The sequence below is a fragment of the Streptomyces radicis genome, assembly GCF_003626575.1.
GTDB lineage: Bacteria > Actinomycetota > Actinomycetes > Streptomycetales > Streptomycetaceae > Streptomyces > Streptomyces radicis.
Map to the genome: position 1 here is coordinate 33,838 of NZ_RBDY01000015.1, position 18,411 is coordinate 52,248.

Consider the following 18,411-nt stretch of genomic DNA (forward strand, 5'->3'; position numbering starts at 1 on the left):
GACGGTGGATGCCAAGGTCGAGGAGATCGTCGAGGCGCTGCGCGGCCAACTCGTCGAGAACGAGCGGCTGCGGCGGGACAACGAGAGCCTGCGCGCCGCCGCGGACGCGGCCACCGAGCCCATCGCCATCGTCGGCATGGCCTGCCGCTTCCCCGGCGGCGTCGACTCACCCGAGGCGCTGTGGGCGCTGGTCGACGAGGGCAGGGACGCCATCGGCCCCTTCCCCGTCGACCGCGGCTGGGACCTGAGCACGCTGTACGACCCCGAGCCGGGGAAGCCGGGCAAGAGCTATGTCCGGCACGGCGGATTCCTGCACGAGGCCGGGGAGTTCGACCCCGAGTTCTTCGGCATCAGCCCGCGCGAGGCCCTCACCATGGACCCCCAGCAGCGGCTCCTGCTCGAGATCACCTGGGAGGCGATGGAGCGCGCCGGCATCGACCCGGTGGCGCTGCGCGGCAGTCGCACCGGCGTCTTCGCGGGCGCGATGTACCACGACTACGGCATCACGAGCAGCGACGGCAGCCTCGTCTCGGGGCGCGTCGCCTACACCCTGGGCCTCGAAGGCCCCGCGGTCACGGTCGACACCGCCTGCTCGGCCTCGCTCGTCGCATTGCAGTGGGCCTCGCAGGCGCTGCGCTCGGGGGAGTGCACCCTGGCGCTCGCGGGCGGGGTGAGCGTCATGGCCACGCCCGAGACCTTCATCGAGTTCAGCGAGCAGCGCGGGCTCTCGCCCGACGGCCGCTGCCGCTCGTTCGCCGCCTCGGCCGACGGCACGGGCTGGGGCGAGGGCGCGGGCGTGCTGCTCCTGGAGAAGCTGTCGGACGCGCGGCGGAACGGGCACCCCGTGCTGGCCGTCGTGCGCGGCTCGGCGGTCAACCAGGACGGCGCTTCCAACGGGTTCACCGCCCCCAACGGCCCCTCCCAGCGCCGGGTCATCCAACGGGCCCTGGCCACGGCCGGGTTGACGCCCGACGACGTCGATGTCGTCGAGGGGCACGGCACCGGCACCTCGCTCGGCGACCCCATCGAGGCCCAGGCGCTGCTCGCCACCTACGGGCGCGACCGCTCCGCCGAACGGCCGCTGTGGCTGGGGTCGGTCAAGTCCAACATCGGGCACGCCCAGGCCGCCGCCGGGGTGGCGGGCATCATCAAGATGGTCGAGGCCATCAGGCACGGCGTCCTGCCCAGGACCCTGCACGTCGACGAGGCCACGCCCCAGGTCGACTGGGACGCGGGCCACGTCCGCCTGCTCACCGAGGCGAGGGCCTGGCCCGCGACCGACCGCCCGCGCCGGGCCGCCGTCTCGTCGTTCGGCGTCAGCGGCACCAACGCCCATGTCATCATCGAACAGGCCGAGTCGGGCGCGGAGCCCGACGCGGCGCGCCCCTCGTCGGGCGCGCCCGTGCCGCTGCCGCTCTCGGCCTCGACCGAGACCGCGCTGCGCGCCCAGGCCGGGCGGCTGGCCGACCACCTGCGGGTCACGCCCGAGCTCGACCCCGTGGACATGGGCTTCTCCCTGGCCACCGCCCGCGCCGCCCTCGCCCGCCGCGCCGTCGTCGTCGGCCATGACCGCGACGAACTCCTGGGCGCTCTCGACGCGTTGGCGGACGCCGCCCCCGTCGGCGGCCCGGCGCGCGCGACCGGCCTCACCGCGTTTCTCTTCACCGGGCAGGGGAGTCAACGCCTGGGCATGGGCCGGGAGTTGTACGACGCGTTCCCGGTGTTCGCCGAGGCGTTCGACGCGGTGTGCGCCGCGCTCGACCTGCCCCTCAAGGACGTCGTGTGGGGCGAGGACGCGGAGGCGTTGAACCGGACCTCGTTCACCCAGCCCGCGATCTTCGCTCTCGAAGTCGCCCTGTACCGGCTCGTTGAATCATGGGGAATCCGCGCGGACTTCGTCGCCGGGCACTCCATCGGCGAGCTGGCAGCCGCGCACATCGCCGGGGTGTTCTCGCTGAAGGACGCCGCCACGCTGATCACCGCGCGCGGGCGCCTCATGGACGCGCTGCCGCCCGGGGGCGCGATGGTGGCCGTCGAGGCCACCGAGGACGAGGTCACCCCGCTCCTGGGCGACGGGGTCGGCCTGGCCGCCGTCAACGGCCCGACATCCGTGGTGCTTTCGGGCACCGAGGCCGCCGTCACCGCCGCCGTCGAACGCCTCGGCGCCCGCAGGACGAACCGGCTCAAGGTCTCCCACGCGTTCCACTCGCCGCTCATGGACCCCATGCTCGACGACTTCCGCCGCGTCGCCGAGTCGGTCACCTACGCGGAGCCCGGCGTCCCCGTGATGGCGAGTGGCGACGTCACCACCGCCGCCTACTGGGTGGGGCACGTCAGGGACACGGTCCGCTTCGCCGAGGCCGTGACCCGTCTCGAGGCCGAAGGCGTCACGCGCTACCTGGAGTTGGGCCCCGACGGCATCCTCACCGCCATGGCACGCCACTGCCTGACCGGCACCGCGGAGACCGCCGTGCTCGTCCCGGCCCTGCGCCGCCGCGAGCGCGAGCCCGCCGCCGCCCTCACCGCCATCGGCGGCCTGCACGCCGCGGGCCTGCGCGTCGACTGGAACGCCGTCTTCGCCGGGCGCGCCGCGCGCCGCGTCGACCTGCCCACCTACCCGTTCCAGCGCAGGCGTTACTGGCTCGACAAGCGCGGCATGGGCGGCGACGTCGCGTCCGCGGGCCTGGAGCGGCCCGACCACCCGCTGCTCGGCGCGATGGTGCGGCTGCCGGGCTCCGACGGCGTGGTGTTCACCGGGCGGCTGTCCACCGGCGCCCACCCCTGGCTCTCCGACCACACCGTCCTCGGCTCCGTCCTGCTGCCCGGCACCGCGTATGTCGAGCTGGCCGTCCGCGCGGGCGACCAGGTCGGCTGCCGCCGCGTCGAGGAGCTCACCCTGGGCGCGCCCCTGATCCTGCCCGAGCACGGCGGCGTCCACCTCCAGGTCGCCGTCGAGGCCCCCGACGCCTCGGGCCGCCGCCGCGTGGCCGTGTTCTCGCGCGCTGACGACGCCCCGCTCGACCACGAGTGGGTCGCGCACGCCGAGGGAACGCTGACCCCCGACGCCGCCGAGCCGTCCGCCGACCTCACGGCCTGGCCACCCCGCGACGCCGAGCCCCTGCCGGTCGAGGGCCTCTACGAACGACTCACCTACGGGCCGACGTTCCACGGGCTGCGCGCGGCATGGCGGCGCGGCGACGACGTGTTCGCCGAGATCGCCCTCCCCGAGGGCGTCGACGCCGCCCGCTTCGGCCTCCACCCCGCCCTGCTCGACTCGGCGCTGCACGCCCTCGACCTCACGCACGAGGACGCGACGCTGCTGCCGTTCTCCTGGGCCGACGTCACCCTCCACGCCGAGGGCGCCACGGCCGCCCGCGTCCGGCTGCGCGTCGGGGCCGAAGGGACCGTGGCGTTGGAGCTGGCCGACGTCATGGGCACGCCCGTCGCCTCGGTCGGCGCGCTCGCGCTGCGCCCCGCCTCCGCCGAAGGGCTCGCCCTGACCTCGGCCCGCGTCGCCGACGCCCTCTTCCACGTGGCGTGGGTCCCGGCGCCCGAGGGCCCGGCGCCCGAAGGCGGCGTCATCGGTGAGGCCGATGTGATCGTCCACCGTTGCCCGCCCACCACCGGCGACATCCCCTCCGCGGTGCGCGCGGCCACGAACGGCGCGCTCGATGCCGCCAGGGCCGCGCTCGACGGCGACGCCACCCTTGTCGTCGTCACCCGGGGCGCGATCGACGGCACCGACCTCGGCCACGCCGCGGTGCGCGGTCTGATCGGCGCCGCCGCCGCGGAGCACCCGGGCCGCTTCGTCCTGGTCGACACCGAAGGCCCCGAGGCCGACGTCGACCCCGGCGCCGCCGTCGCCATCGGCGAGCCCGAGCTGCGCGTCACCGGCGGCGAGAGCCTGGTGCCCCGGCTGGCCCGCGTGCCGCTCGGCACCGACGCCCCCGCCTGGGACCCCGAACGCGCCGTCCTGATCACCGGCGGCACCGGCGCCCTCGGCGCCGCCGTCGCCCGTCACCTCGTCACCCGGCACGGCGTGCGGCGGCTGCTCCTCACGGGACGCCGCGGGTCCGAGGCGCCGGGCGCCGCCGAACTCGCCGACGAGCTGGCCGCGTTGGGCGCCGAGGCCGAGGTGGCCGCGTGCGACGTCGCCGACCGCGACGCCCTGGCCGCGCTGCTCGCGGGCCGGACCATCGGCGGGGTCGTGCACGCCGCGGGCGTCCTCGACGACGGCGTGCTCCCTTCGTTGACGCCCGAGCGCGTCGACCGCGTGCTGCGCCCCAAGGTGGACGCGGCCTGGCACCTGCACGAACTGACCCGCGACATGGGTCTCACGGCGTTTGTGCTCTTCTCGTCCGTCGCGGGCGTCATCGGCGCCCCTGGCCAGGGCAACTACGCCGCAGCCAACGCCTGCCTCGACGCCCTCGCGCGCCACCGGCACGCCCACGGGCTGCCCGCCAAGTCCCTCGCCTGGGGCCCCTGGGCGGGCGGCGGCATGGCCGAAGGGCTCGACCAGGGCGGCATGCGCGCCCTCGCCCCCGAGGACGGGCTCGCGCTGCTCGACGCCGCCGCGGGCGTCGCCGAACCCGCGCTCGTGCCCGTCCGGTTCGACCTGGCGGCCCTCGACACGCCCCCGCCGCTCCTGCGCGGCCTCGTGCGCGGTCGGGCGCGCCGCGTCGTCGACGCCGCCGCGCCCGCGACCGACGCCCTGCGGCAGCGCCTCGCCGGGCTCACCGAGGAGGAGCGCGCCGCCGAGCTCGTCGACATCGTCCGCTCCCAGGCCGCCCTCGTCCTGCGCCACTCCGGGGCCGAAGCCATAGGCCACGACCGGAACTTCCGCGACCTCGGGTTCGACTCGCTCACCGCGATCGAGCTGCGCAACCTCCTGAGCGCCGCCGCGGGCTTGCGGCTGCCCGCCACCCTCGTCTTCGACTACCCGACCCCCGAAGACCTCGCACGGCACCTCATGGAGCAGCTGTCCGGCGCCGTCGGGGGGACCGCCGCCAGGTCACTCGCCGCCCCCGTGGACGACGAGCCGATCGCCATCGTCGCCATGGCGTGCCGCTTCCCCGGGGGCGTGGACTCGCCCGAGGGGCTGTGGCGGCTGGTCGACGAGGGGGTTGACGCGGTGTCGGAGTTCCCGGCCGACCGGGGCTGGGACATCGAGGGCATCTACGACCCCGAGCCGGGCACGCCGGGCAAGACCTATGTGCGCGACGGCGGATTCCTGCACGACGCCGCCGAGTTCGACGCCGACTTCTTCGGCATCAGCCCGCGCGAGGCCCGCGACATGGACCCGCAGCAGCGGCTCCTGCTCGAGGTGTCCTGGGAGGCGCTCGAACGCGCGGGGATCGCCCCCACCACGTTGAAGGGCAGCCCGACCGGCGTGTTCGCCGGGGTCATGTACCACGACTACGCGGGCGGTGGCGGCGGCGGAAGCCTCGTCTCGGGCCGCGTCGCCTACACCCTCGGCCTCGAGGGCCCGGCGGTGACCGTGGACACGGCCTGCTCATCCTCCCTGGTCGCGCTGCACTGGGCGGCGCAGGCGCTGCGCTCGGGCGAGTGCTCCCTCGCCCTCGTGGGCGGCGTGACCGTCATGGGCACGCCGCAGACGTTCATCGACTTCAGCGAGCAGCGCGGCCTTGCCCCCGACGGCCGTTGCAAGTCCTTCGCCGCCGCCACCGACGGCACCGGCTGGGGCGAGGGCGCGGGGATCCTCGTGGTCGAGCGCCTGTCCGAGGCGCGCCGCAACGGCCACCCCGTGCTCGCCGTGGTGCGCGGCAGCGCCCTCAACCAGGACGGGGCGAGCAATGGCCTCACCGCCCCCAACGGCCCCTCCCAACAGCGGGTGATCACCCAGGCGTTGGCCAACGCCGGTCTGACGGCCGCCGATGTGGACGCGGTCGAGGCGCACGGCACGGCCACCACGCTCGGCGACCCGATCGAGGCGCAGGCGCTCCTCGCCACCTATGGCCAGGGCCGCCCCGAGGGCGCGCCGCTGTGGCTGGGCTCGATCAAGTCCAACATGGGGCACACCCAGGCGGCGGCGGGCGTCGCCGGGATCATCAAGATGGTCCAGGCGATGCGGCACGGCGTGCTGCCCAGGACGCTCCACGTGGACGAGCCGACGCGGCAGGTCGACTGGGCGGCGGGCGAGGTCAGGCTCTTGACCGAGCCACGGGAGTGGACGGTCGAGGGACGCCCGCGCCGCGCCGGTGTGTCATCGTTCGGGATCAGCGGCACCAACGCGCACATCATCCTGGAAGAGGCGCCACTGGTCGAGGAAACGCCCGTGGAGCGCCGGGAGTTGCCGGTCGCGCCCCTTGTGGTGTCGGCGAGGACGGCCGAGGCGCTGGACGCCCAGATCCGACGTGTCGCCTCGGTGGAGCGGGACGCCCTCGATGTGGCGTTCTCGGCCGCGACGGGACGCGCCGCGCTCGAGCACCGCGCGGTGCTCGTCGGCTCCGAGACGATCACCGACGTGGTCGGCACCGGAAAGGTGGCGTTTCTCTTCACGGGGCAGGGGAGTCAACGTCTTGGCATGGGGCGGGAGTTGTCTGAGGCGTTTCCGGTGTTCGCGGCGGCGTTCGACGCGGTGTGCGAGGCAACGGGTCTGCCGCTGAGGGACGTTGTCTGGGGTGAGGACGTCGAGGTGTTGAACCGGACCGGGTTCACCCAGCCCGCGATCTTCGCGCTCGAGGTGGCGTTGTTCCGGCTCGTTGAATCGTGGGGGATCCGTCCGGACTTTGTGGCGGGTCATTCGATCGGTGAGGTGGCGGCGGCGCATGTGGCGGGTGTCTTCGATCTGGAGGACGCGGCGCGGCTTGTGGTGGAGCGTGGCCGGTTGATGCAGGCGTTGCCCTCGGGTGGTGCGATGGTGGCGATCCGGACGACGGAGGACGAGGTGTCCCCGCTGCTCGGTGACAACGTCGGCCTGGCGGCGGTCAACGGCCCGTCCTCCGTGGTGGTGTCGGGTGCCGAGGACGCGGTGGACGCGGTGGTCGGACGCTTCGCCGATCGGAAGACGAGCCGGTTGAAGGTCTCCCATGCGTTCCATTCACCGTTGATGGAGCCGATGCTCGATGACTTCCGCAAGGTCGCCGAGTCCGTGGTGTATCGCGAGCCCAGGATCCGTTTCCCCAAGGATGTGGCGTCGGCGGACTATTGGGTGCGGCATGTGCGCGAGGCGGTCCGATTCGCCGACGACGTACGGCACTTGGCGGGTGAGGGGGTGACCCGTTTCCTGGAGATCGGTCCCGACGGGATCCTCACCGCCATGGCCCAGCAGAGCGTCGAGGGGACGATGGCGGCGACGCTGCGCCGTGAACGCCCCGAGGTCGAGAGCCTGTTCACCGGCGTCGGGCGGCTCTTCGCGGCGGGCGTTCCCGTTGACTGGACCGCGGTCTTCGCCGGGCGCGGCGCCCGCCGCGTCGACCTGCCCACCTACCCGTTCCAGCACCAGCGATACTGGCTGAGCCAACAGCCCAAGGCCGTCGCCGGGTTGGACGCGGTCGAGCACCCGCTGCTGACGGCGCGCGTCACGCTGCCCGACACCGGCGGCGCCGTGCTCACCGGGCGGCTGTCGACGGAATCCCAGCCCTGGCTCGCCGACCACGACGTGCTCGGCACCCTGCTGCTGCCCGGCACCGGACTGGTCGAGCTGGCGCTGCACGCCGCGGAACAGCTGGACTGCGGCGCGATCGACGAGCTGACCCTCGAGGCCCCGCTCGTCATCCCCGAGAAGGGCGGGGTCGCCGTGCGCGTCATGGTCGGAGGGCCCGACGGGTCAGAGGCCCGCACCCTCGAGATCTACTCCTCGCTCGACGACGAGACCTGGACCCGCAACGCCACGGGCGCCATCGCCCCGTTCGCCGAGCCGCCGATGTCCGACCTGGCCGTCTGGCCGCCCAGCGACGCCACGCCCGTCCCCGTGGACGGCGCCTATGAGCGGCTGCTCGCCCGCGGCTACGACTACGGGCCGACGTTCCAGGGGCTCAAGGCCGCCTGGCGGCGCGGCGACGACGAGGTGTTCGCCGAGGTCGCCCTCCCCGAGGGCGCGGACGCGGCACGCTTCGGCGTGCACCCCGCGCTGCTCGACGCGGCGATGCACGCCGGGCTGATCGGGGACGACGAGTCGGAGGCGCCGCCCGAGCTGCCGTTCTCCTGGAACGGCGTCGCGCTCCACAGGCCCGGCGCCGCCGCGTTGCGCGTCCGGCTCACGCGCCACAAGGGGAGCGAGGGCGCGGACGTGCTGGTCGCCGACGAGACCGGGGCGCCCGTGCTCACCGTCGAGGCCCTGGTGGCCAGGCCCGTCTCGGTCGAGCAGCTGCGGGGCGGCGGCGACCACCGCGAGTCGCTGTTCACCCTCACCTGGACCGAGGCCCCCGCCGGGCCCGCACCCGACGTGCCCGTCGCGGTGTACGAGGTCCCGCGGGCCGAAGGCGGGACGCCCGAGGCGGTCCACGCCGTCGCCGAGCAGGTGCTCGCGCGGATCCAGGAGTGGCTGGCCGACGACACCAAGGGCGACGAGAAGCTCGCGGTCGTCACCAGGAACGCCGTGCCCGTCGAGGGCGAGGACATCGATCTGGCCCAGGCGCCCGTGTGGGGCCTGGTCAGGGCCGCGGCCGCGGAGCACCCAGGCCGCCTCATCCTGCTCGACCTCGACGGCGGCACCACCGTGCCACCCTTGGTCGACGAGCCCGAACTCGCCGTCAGGAACGGCACGTTGCTCGTCCCCCGGCTCGCCCGCGTGCCCGCGGCCGCGGTGGACCCGGCGCGCGCGCCATGGGCGGCGGCGGGGACGGTGCTGATCACCGGCGGCACCAGCGGCCTCGGCGCCCTCGTCGCCCGCCACCTGGTGACGGCGCACGGCGTCAGGCGGCTCGTGCTGACCAGCCGCAGGGGCGGGAACGCGCCGGGCGCGGCCGAGCTGCGCGCCGAGCTGGCCGCCCACGGCGCCGACATCGCCATCGAGGCGTGCGACGTGGCCGACCGCGCCGCGGTGGCCGCGGTGCTCGAACGCCACCCGGTCGACGCGGTCGTGCACGCGGCGGGCGTCGTGGACAACGGGCTGGTCCGCGGGCTGACGCCGGAACGCCTCGCGGCGGTCCTGCGGCCCAAGGTGGACGGGGCGTGGCACCTGCACGAGCTGACGGCCGACCGCGACCTCGCGGCGTTCGTGCTGTTCTCCTCGGTCGGCGGGCACCTGCTGGCCGCGGGACAGGGCAACTACGCCGCGGCCAACGTGTTCCTCGACGCGCTCGCCCACCACCGCCACAGGGCCGGACTGCCCGTGACCTCGCTGGCGTTCGGCCTCTGGGCGGCCGACACCGGGCTCGGCGATCTCGAGGAGGCCGATCTGCACCGCATGCGGCGCATGGGCCTGCCCGCCCTGGAGCAGGAGGAGGGCCTTGCCCTCCTGGACGACGCGCTGCGCACGGACAAGCCCGCGCTCGCGCCGTTCCACCTCGACACCGCCGCCCTGCGCGGCCGCGACGCCGCCAAGGTGCCGGGCCTGCTGCGCGGCCTGGTCCGCGCCCCGCGCCGCCGCCCCACGGGCCCAGGCGCGGCCGGTGGCGGCGACCAGGGCGCGGAGCTGCGGCGCGGGCTCGCCGCCCAGCCGGACGACGCCGAACGCGGCCGTCTCCTGCTCGACCTGGTGCGCACCCATGTCGCGGCGGTGCTCGGCCACGACGGCACCGACGCCATCAGGCCTGACCGGGCGTTCAAGGACCTCGGCTTCGACTCGCTCACGGCCGTGGAGCTGCGCAACGGCCTGCGCGCGGCGACCGGCCTCAAGCTGCCCGCCACCCTGGTGTTCGACCACCCCACGCCCATGGCGATCGCCGACGAGCTGCGTGCCAGGCTGACCGGCGACCAGGAGCCCACCGGGTCGCCGCTCGAAGCCGAACTGGCCCGCCTGGAAGCGGCGTTGGCCTCGGCCACGCCCGACCACGAGGCCTATGGCCGCGTCGCCGACCGGCTGCGCGCCCTGACGGCCGGCTGGGTAGAGACCCACAGGCCCGAGGAGACCGAGGAGGCGGATCTGGAATCGCTCTCGGCCGACGAGCTGTTCGACGTCCTCGACGACGAACTGGACACCCGGTCCACGCGCTGACCGCGCGCCGGACCGGAATCACCATCTATCACGAGGAGAGTGCCCACATGGCCACCGAAGCGACCGTGCCGCCGGGGCGTGCCGACCAGGCGTTAATGGGGATCCTCATCCCGCCCCACCCCATCGACCCGTTCCCCCTCTACGAGACGTTGCAGTCGGAGAGCCGGGTCCACCACAGCGCCGTCATGAACATCTGGGCGCTCTCGGGGCACGAGGAGGTGACCGAGTTCCTGAAGCGCCCCGGCGTCCAGAGCGGCGCCCGCGCCTCCGCCCTCAGGCACGAGAACTGGGCGGAGCACGCGTCGCTCCGCCTCTACCTGAACTCGATGGTCGCCCTCAACCAGCCCGACCACGGCCGCGTTCGCGTCCTGGCCAGCCGCGTCTTCACCCCCAGCAAGATCAAGAAGATGCAGCCCGCCGTGGAGCGGCTGACCCGCGGCCTTGTCGACGACCTCATCGAGCGCTCGTCGGGCGGTGAGCCGGTCGACCTCGTCGAGGTGCTGGCGACGCCGTTCCCCGTCGCGGTCATCTGCGACATGCTCGGCATCCCCTTCGCCGACGGGGAACGCCTGTGGGAGCTGGCCGACGACTGGTCCAGGGTCTTCCCCGGCGCCTTCTCGGACGAGGACCTGGCCCGCGCCGACGACGCGGCCGAGCAGCTCGGCGGCTACTTCGCCGAGGCCATCAAGGACCGCCGCGCCCAGCTGCGCGAGGACCTGCTGACGTCGCTCGTGCAGGAGGCGTCGGGCGGCCACCTCGACGACGACGAGCTGGTGGCGCTCGTGCTGTTCCTGTTCACCGCGGGCTTCTCGGCCACCACCAACCTCATCGCGGCCGGTACGGCCGCCCTCATCGAGCACCCCGACGAGCTCAACCGCTGGCGGGAGGACAAGAGCATCACGCAGTCGGCCGTCGACGAGCTGCTGCGCCACAGCGCCCACAACACCGCGTCAAGCCGGGTCACTGTCAAGCCCGTCACCGTCGGGGACGCCGAGATCCCCGAGGGCGAGCTCGTCGTGTGCCTGCTCGCCGCCGCCAACCGCGACCCGCGCCGGTTCCCCGAGCCGCACCGCCTGAAGCTGACCAGGGACGACGGCCCGCACCTGAGCTTCAGCGCGGGGTCCCACTACTGCTTCGGCGGCACCCTGGCCCGCATGGAGGGCGCCGAGCTGTTCACGACCCTGATCGACACGTTCCCCAAGATCGAGCTGGCCTCCGAGCCCGAGCGCCGCGGCGTCATGGGCCTGACCAGCTATGCCACGCTGCCGCTGACCCTCGGCCGCTGAACGGTCGCACGCGGGACCCGCGTGCGAAGGGAAGTCGCGAAGAAGAGTCGTGAAGAAAAAGAGTCCCTGCGCGACCGGTCGCGCAGGGACTCTTCCCGTGTGGAGGGGTGCTCCCTCACTCGGGGCCGTGGGCGGAGACCTGCTCGGCCTCCGGGCGGTCGGCCTTGGCCGGGGCCGCGGCGGGGGACGTGACATGGCGCATCAGCACCGCGGCGGCCACGGCGCTCACCAGCACGACGCCGCCCGCCGCCGCCGCGGCGATGTTCATGCCATGGGTGAACGCCTCGGCAGCGGCGGCCAGCAGGGGCTCGCCCGCCTCCTCCGGCAGGTGCTCCGCCACCTCGGCGGCGCCGCCGAGCGAGCCCTCGGCGGGCTCGGCTGCCTCGGGCGGGAGCGCCGACGTCGCGTCGGCGACGTCGCGCGTGTAGACGGCGGCGCCGATGCTGCCCAGGATGGCGACGCCGAACGCCCCGCCGAGCTGGTTGCTGGTCTCGGGCAGCGCGGAGATCGAGCCCGCGCGCTCGGGCGGGGCCGAGGAGACGATGAGATCGGCGGTCAGCGGGGCCGCGATGCCCACCCCGGCCGACAGCACGCTCGCGCCGATGACCACGACGGCGAGGCTCGAGTCGACGCGTAACTGCGTCATGATCCCGAAGCCGACCGTCGCGATGACCATGCCCCCGGCGATGATGTGCCCGGGGCGCACGGTCTTGGCCAGCGCGGCGGCGAGCGACGCGGCGATCGCCACCGCGACCGGCGCGGGCAGCGTCCACAGCGCGGCCTCCAACGGGCTGAGCCCGTGGACCAGTTGGATCCACTGGGTGGAGAAGAGCAGAAAGCCGACCATCGCGAAGAGCGTCACCAGGTTGACGCCGATGGACGCGCTGAACCCCCGGCTGCGGAACAGACTCAGGTCGATCAGCGGCGTGGCGGCGGTGCGTTGGCGCAGGAAGAACAGCACGCCGACGACCACGCCCACGGCCGTGACGGCGGCGTACGACCACGCGAAGCCGTCCTCGGCCAGCTCCTTGATGCCGTAGATGACGGGCAGGATCGCGCCGAGCGAGAGCAGCGCGCCGATGAGGTCGAAGCGCCCCGGCTCGGGGGAGCGGTACTCGGGCAGCAGGAACGGGCCGATCAGCAGGAGCAGCGCGATGACCGGGATGTTGATCAGGAAGACCGAGCCCCACCAGAAGTGTTCGAGCAGGAGCCCCGACACGATCGGGCCGAGGGCGGAGCCGCCCGACATGCCGATCGTCCACACGGCGATGGCCGTGCGGCGCTCGCCGGGGTCGCGGAACATGGTGCGGATGAGCGAGAGCGTGGACGGCGCGAGCACGGCCCCCGCCACGCCCAGGAGGGCGCGCGAGGCGATGAGGAACTCCGAGCTGCCGGCGTAAGCGGCGGCGAGCGACGCGACGCCGAACGCCCCCGCGCCCAGCATCAGCAGCAGCCTGCGGCCGATGTGGTCCCCGATGGTGCCCATGGTGATGAGCAGCCCCGCCAGCATGAACGCGTAGATGTCCACGATCCACAACTGCTGGGTGGCCGTGGGCTCGAGGGACGCGCTCAGGAACGGCACCGCGAAGTACAGCACCGTCATGTCCATCGACAACAGGAGGACCGGGAGGACGAGGACGGCGAGGCCGATCCACTCTTTCCGGGTCGCTCGTTCGTGACTCATAGAACCCAACTCTAGATCTGTATTAGAGATTTGTATATGCCATAGGTCTTAGACGAAAACATGACGTGCGGCTAGACTCCTCCGCATGGGACACCGAGAGGACCTGCTGGTCGGGGCGAAGCGCTGCCTGTACGAGAAGGGTTACGCCCGTACCACCGCGCGGGACATCGTCGAGGCGTCCGGGGCGAACCTCGCGTCGATCGGGTACCACTACGGCACCAAGGAGGCCCTGCTCAACGCCGCGATCATGGAGGCGTTGGAGGAGTGGGCCCAGGAGCTGAAGGGCGCCCTGGCCGACGCCGGTGACCTGCCCGACGACCCGATCGTGCGGTTCGAGCAGGCGTGGACCCGAGTGATCGAGCTGTTCGAGCGCCACCGGCCCGTGTGGGCCGCCCAGTTCGACGCGATCTCCCAGCTCGACCACGTCCCCGAGGTCCGCACGTTCTTCGTCGAGGCCCAGCAGCAGGCCCAGAAGGGCCTGGTCGGTCTCCTGCTCGGCGGCGCCGAGCTGCCGCCGCGCACCGAGATCGCGGTCGGGCAGTTCTACCACGCGCTGCTCAGCGGGGTGATGACCCAGTGGATCATCGACCCCGAGCACGCCCCGACGGGCGAGTCGCTCGCCGAGGCGCTGCGGACGGTCGTGGAGGACGTGCGCCGCGCCGGGTCAGGGATGTCCCTCTGACATCCCGGCCGCCTCACGGGCCAGCCGCTTCCGGTCCACCTTCCGGTTGGAGTTCAACGGGAACTCCGTGACGTGCCGGAACGCCTTGGGCACCATCGCCTCGGGTAGCAGCGCGGACAGCTCACGGCGCAGCGTCGCGGCGGGCACGCGCTTCCCCGTGTAGTAGAGGACGAGTTCGAGGCCGCCGCCAGGGGCGGGGCGGGTCACGGTGGCGGCGTTCTGCACGCCCGCGCACTGCCGCACCGCGTGGTCGATCTCCGAGAGCTCGACCCTGACACCCTGGATCTGCACCTGGGCGTCGAGCCGCCCCAGATAGACCAGCGTGCCGTCGGCCAGCCGCCGCACCCGGTCGCCCGTGCGGTACCAGCGGCGCCCGGCGCGCTCGACGAAGCGGCCCCTGTCGTCCTCGGGGTCGAGATAGCCGGGCGTCATCTGCGGCCCGCTGACGCACAGTTCGCCCTCGACGTCCGACTCCTCGTCCCCGTCGAGCAGCAGGTGCTCATGGCCGGGGTGCACCGGGCCGATCGGGACCACGCCGTTGACCGCCTGGCTCGGCGATGTCTCCCCCGACCAGCGGTGGCCGCTGATGGTGATGGTCAACTCGGTGGGCCCGTAGAGGTTCTCGATCAACGACCGGGGCGCCGCGGCCTGCCAGTCCGCGGCGTCCTCGCACAGCAGCGCCTCGCCCGCGAAGAAGCTCCACCGCAGCGTGGGCATCGAACCCGGCGTCAGGCCGCCCATGCGCCGGATGAAGGCGATGCCGCTCGGGGTCGAGAACCACACGGTCATCCGCCGCTCGGCGAAGAACGCGGGCAGGTCCCGGTGCGCCGCGGGCGGAACGGCGTGCACGGCGGCCCCGTGGCCCCAGCCGCAGAACATCTCGAACATCGCGCAGTCGAAGTTGAGGCCGACGTTCTGACAGAACACGTCGGTGGGGCCGAAGTCGTAGCGGTCGTCGAGCAGCGAGAAGTAGAAGTCGTTGGCCGCGTGCGTCATCGGGACGCCCTTGGGCTGGCCCGTCGAACCCGAGGTGAACAGCACATACGCGATGTCCGACGGCCGCACGGCCGCCGGGGCGTCAAGGGGCCGCGCGGTCGCGGCCGCTGCCTCGTCGAGGACGGGCAGGTCCAACTCGGTCTCGGCGAGCGCCGCTCGGCCGACCGGGTCGGCGATCACCGTCGAGACGCCGGCCGCGGTGAGCATCCTGCGGGTGCGCTCGGCGGGGAAGCGGGGGTTGAGCGGCACGACGGTCGCGCCCGAGTACAGCGCCGCCAGGATCCCGACATACGCGGTCAGGCTCTTGTCCGCGAGCACGGCCACGGCGTTCGGCCCTGGAGCCGCCGCCGTCCGCAGCGCCCCCGCGCGGCGCAGGGCCAGCTCGTGCGCCTCCTCGTACGTCAGGCTCTCGGCGTCCACGCGGATCGCGGTCCTGCGGGGCGAGACCGAAAGGCCGCGCAGGAACCGCTCGTGCAGACCGTGTCCGGGGACGGGTGTCTCCGTCATTGTCCTTCCTCCGGGATAAAAGGGGTGGATAGGGGTGCCGACCCGCGGGACACAGGGCTTAGGTTGGCCGCGAAGCCGACTATTCGGTGAACGCCGGGAAAAACACGGGAGCTGGCATGTGGGACGAGTCGTTCGGGCAACTGCTCCGGAAGCACCTTTCTCTGCTTGAACCGGAGGACGAGATCACCGCAGACCTCAGCCTGCGCGACTTCGGTCTCGATTCCATGGGAATGGTTGCGCTGCTGTCTTCGCTGGAGGAGAAATACGGCGTCCGTTTTGTGGACGACGCCCTCCACATCGACAATTTCGCCACCCCCACGACCCTCTGGAACACCCTCGAAGCCATGCGCTGATCCGGTGTCCTTCCGCGTTATGCGATCGCGCTGCGCCTGCGCGGTCGCATAGCCGTGTCGGGGCGCACCGCCACCACATCGAACGCCTCGGTCATGATCTCCACCCGGCCCCACAGGCCGTCCTGGCCTGTGACATGCACCCGTTCGACGCCGAGCTCCTTGAGCGTCTCGACGACCGCGGGCCACCGCACCGTCCGGGTCACCGCGTCCAGCAGCAGCGTCCGCACGCCGTCCGCCGTCGACACGAGCGACCCGTCGTGGTCCGACACCACGGGGATCCCCGGGTCCGAGAACGGGACCCCGGCGACGACCTCCGCCGCGATCTCCTCCCGCAGCGCGGCGAACACGGGCGAGTGCATCGGCGGCCGCATGACGTACAACGGCAGCCCGCCCGCCGCCCGCAGCCGCGCCTGGAGCCCGTCGAGCACGTGCTCGCGCACCGACAGCATGTGGAAGTCGTGGTCCACGTGGCACGCCACCTCGTTCCACTCGCCGCTCTCGTCCAGCTCGGCGCGGATCTCGTCGAGCCGGTCGAGCGGGACGCGGGCGAACGACTGGGTGACGATGTCGCGGTGCTCCCGCTCGAAGTGGGCGTCCACGAGGCGGCCCCACTCGGCGGTCATCCGCACCGCGTCGGCGAACGGCAGCGCCCCGGCGTGCACGGCGGCCGCCGTCCCGCCGAAGCTGGCCCCTGCGCACGCGACCGGCTCCACGTCGCGCTCGGCGACCGTCCACTCGGCCAGCGCGAGACATGTGACCAGGAACGCCACGCGCGCCGGCTCGGGGAACGCGCCCTGGTCGCCGCGGTCCTCGGCCTCGCGGTAGCGGTCGACCAGCGGATAGCCCAGCGCCCGGTCCGCCTCGGCGACGAGTCGGCGCGCCACCGGGTGGACCACCATGAAGCGCGCCGAGTCGGCGAAACGCGTCGGCCCGATTCCTGGAAAGACAATCGCCGACATATTCTGGTACTCCATTTCGTGAGCGCTCGGCATGGGCATCCGAAAAGACCGGCAGGTCGATCCTATTGTTTCCGGTCAGTCTTGTGGGCCCCAGGTGTCGGCATAACCCCTAACGCCCCCTAAACCGGCGGTCGCGGCTGTGGGGTTCTTGTGGGCGGCAAAAGCCCCCTGTTACAAACGATCTGGTATTCGCTGGCAAGGTCGAATCGGAAGGGTGGCGCATGAGCGCGAATGGAGCGACTCAGGCCAGGGCCCACGCCTCGGTGGACAACCTGAGGACCTATCTGCTGGCCGCCGCCCGAAGGGCCCCCGACCGGCCCGCGGTGGTCCAGGCCGCCGAGGGCGGCGGCGTCGAGACGATCACCTATGGCGAGCTGGAACGGCGCACCGACCGCCTCGCCGAACAGCTCGACGCGCTCGGCCTCGACGTCGGCGACCGCGTCATCCTCGAATCCGACACCTCGGCCGACGCCATCGCGGCGCTCCTGGCCTGCTCGACGCTCGGGCTGCCGTTCGTCGCGACCAGCCCCGAGACCCCGGACGAGCGGCTGCTGACGATCATCGGGAGCGCCGAGCCCGCGCTGCACCTGCGCGCCGCGCCCGACGCGCGCCCCGGCATACCCGAGGCCGTCGGCCTGGCCCGCTTCACCGCCGAGGGGCTCACCGTTCAGCGCCCGCCCGCGCCGCGCGTGCGTCACCGCCGCGTGGTGACGCCCGTCGACACCGCCTACATCGTCTTCACCTCGGGAACGATGGGCCGCCCCAAGGGCGTGGTGATGAGCCACCGCGGCGCCATCGCGTTCCTGCGTGGCGTGGAGGCCGAGGAGCTGATCACGGCCGACGACCGCGTGGCGGGCACCTCGCCGCTCCAGTTCGACTTCGCGCTCTTCGACATCGGCCTCGCCCTCAGCCACGGCGCCGCGCTCGTGCCCGTGCCGCGCGACCGGCTCAGCTGGCCCCGCCGCTTCCTCGGCTTCCTGCGCGAGGCCGGGGCGACGCAGGTCGACGGCGTTCCCTCGCTCTGGCGCCCCGTGCTGCGCCACGAGCCCGAGCTGCTCGCCGAGCTGGGGGAGCGGGGCCCGCTGCGCCGGATCCTGTTCTCCGGGGAGAACTTCCCCCTCGACGAGCTGCGCGCCCTCCAAACCCTGCTGCCCAAGGCCCACTTCACCAACGGCTACGGCGCCACCGAGTCGATGGCCGCCTCGCTCACCGAGGTCCCCAACCCCCTGCCCCCCGACACCACCCGCCTGTCCATCGGCTACGCGGTCGCGGGCGCGGAGATGAGCCTCATCGGGTCCGACGGCGGCCCCGTGGCCGAGCCCGGCACCGTCGGCGAGATCCATCTGCGCACCCCCTCGCTCTTCTCCGGCTACTGGGGCGACCCCGACGCCACCCGCGCCGTCCTCGTCCCCGACCCGCTCGACCCCAGGTCGGGGCGGCTGGTCTTCAAGTCAGGCGACCTGGCGTCCAAGGGCCCGGATGGCGAGCTGTACTTCCACGGCCGCGCCGACTCCCAGGTGCAGATCCGCGGCAACCGCGTCGAGCTCGGCGAGGTGGAGCGCCGCGTCGGCGCGTTCCCCGGGGTCACGGGCGCCGTCGCGATGGTCCTGCCGCGCCCCGATGGCGACCCGCTGCTGCACGCGTTCGTCACCTTCGCCCCCGGCGGCGACAAGCCCGACACCAAGGACATCGTCGCGTTCTGCCGCTCGGCGCTGCCCGCCTACATGGTCCCCCAAGGCCTGCACGGGGTGGACGAGTTCCCGCTGACCGTCAACGGGAAGGTCGACCGCGCCGCCCTGGCCGCCCGCGTGACGGCCTGAACAC

8 protein-coding genes are annotated in these 18,411 nt (G+C 73.2%); 5 read left to right on the plus strand and 3 right to left on the minus strand.

Annotated elements, in window-relative coordinates; all coding sequences use genetic code 11:
- The first annotated feature begins 4 nt into the window (after positions 1-4).
- The gene (locus D7318_RS19585; protein ID WP_120698424.1) at positions 5-10,120 is read left to right on the plus strand and encodes a type I polyketide synthase; all 10,116 of its coding nucleotides are present in this window, start codon (positions 5-7) and stop codon (positions 10,118-10,120) included.
- Positions 10,121-10,167: 47 nt separating this feature from the next.
- A complete protein-coding gene (locus D7318_RS19590) occupies positions 10,168-11,406 on the plus strand; it encodes a cytochrome P450 (protein ID WP_230423907.1) in 1,239 nt (412 codons plus the stop codon).
- A 115-nt stretch (positions 11,407-11,521) separates the two neighbouring features.
- Here D7318_RS19590 and D7318_RS19595 read toward each other — a convergent pair whose 3' ends face one another.
- A complete protein-coding gene (locus D7318_RS19595; RefSeq protein ID WP_120698425.1) occupies positions 11,522-13,090 on the minus strand; it encodes an MFS transporter in 1,569 nt (522 codons plus the stop codon).
- Between the two features lie 85 nt (positions 13,091-13,175).
- Between D7318_RS19595 and D7318_RS19600 the strand changes: the two genes are divergently transcribed.
- Positions 13,176-13,772 (plus strand): TetR/AcrR family transcriptional regulator, encoded by a 597-nt coding sequence (locus D7318_RS19600; protein ID WP_120698426.1) that lies wholly within the window; start codon positions 13,176-13,178, stop codon positions 13,770-13,772.
- On the opposite strand, the gene D7318_RS19605 is transcribed toward D7318_RS19600, so the two are convergent.
- On the minus strand, positions 13,755-15,275 hold the full coding sequence (locus D7318_RS19605) for an AMP-binding protein (protein WP_120698427.1): 1,521 nt from the start codon (positions 15,273-15,275) through the stop codon (positions 13,755-13,757). The two genes, D7318_RS19600 and D7318_RS19605, sit on opposite strands and share 18 nt — an antisense overlap.
- Positions 15,276-15,391: 116 nt before the next feature.
- Here D7318_RS19605 and D7318_RS19610 point away from each other — a divergent pair, with 116 nt between their 5' ends.
- The gene (locus tag D7318_RS19610) at positions 15,392-15,628 is read left to right on the plus strand and encodes an acyl carrier protein (RefSeq protein WP_120698428.1); all 237 of its coding nucleotides are present in this window, start codon (positions 15,392-15,394) and stop codon (positions 15,626-15,628) included.
- Positions 15,629-15,645: 17 nt separating this feature from the next.
- On the opposite strand, the gene D7318_RS19615 is transcribed toward D7318_RS19610, so the two are convergent.
- Complete coding sequence (locus tag D7318_RS19615) at positions 15,646-16,587, minus strand: ACP S-malonyltransferase (protein WP_120698429.1); 942 nt, start codon at positions 16,585-16,587, stop codon at positions 15,646-15,648.
- 221 nt (positions 16,588-16,808) lie between these two features.
- Here D7318_RS19615 and D7318_RS19620 point away from each other — a divergent pair, with 221 nt between their 5' ends.
- Positions 16,809-18,407, plus strand: a complete 1,599-nt coding sequence (locus tag D7318_RS19620; RefSeq protein WP_120698430.1) for an AMP-binding protein — start codon at positions 16,809-16,811, stop codon at positions 18,405-18,407.
- The last annotated feature ends 4 nt before the right edge of the window (positions 18,408-18,411 follow it).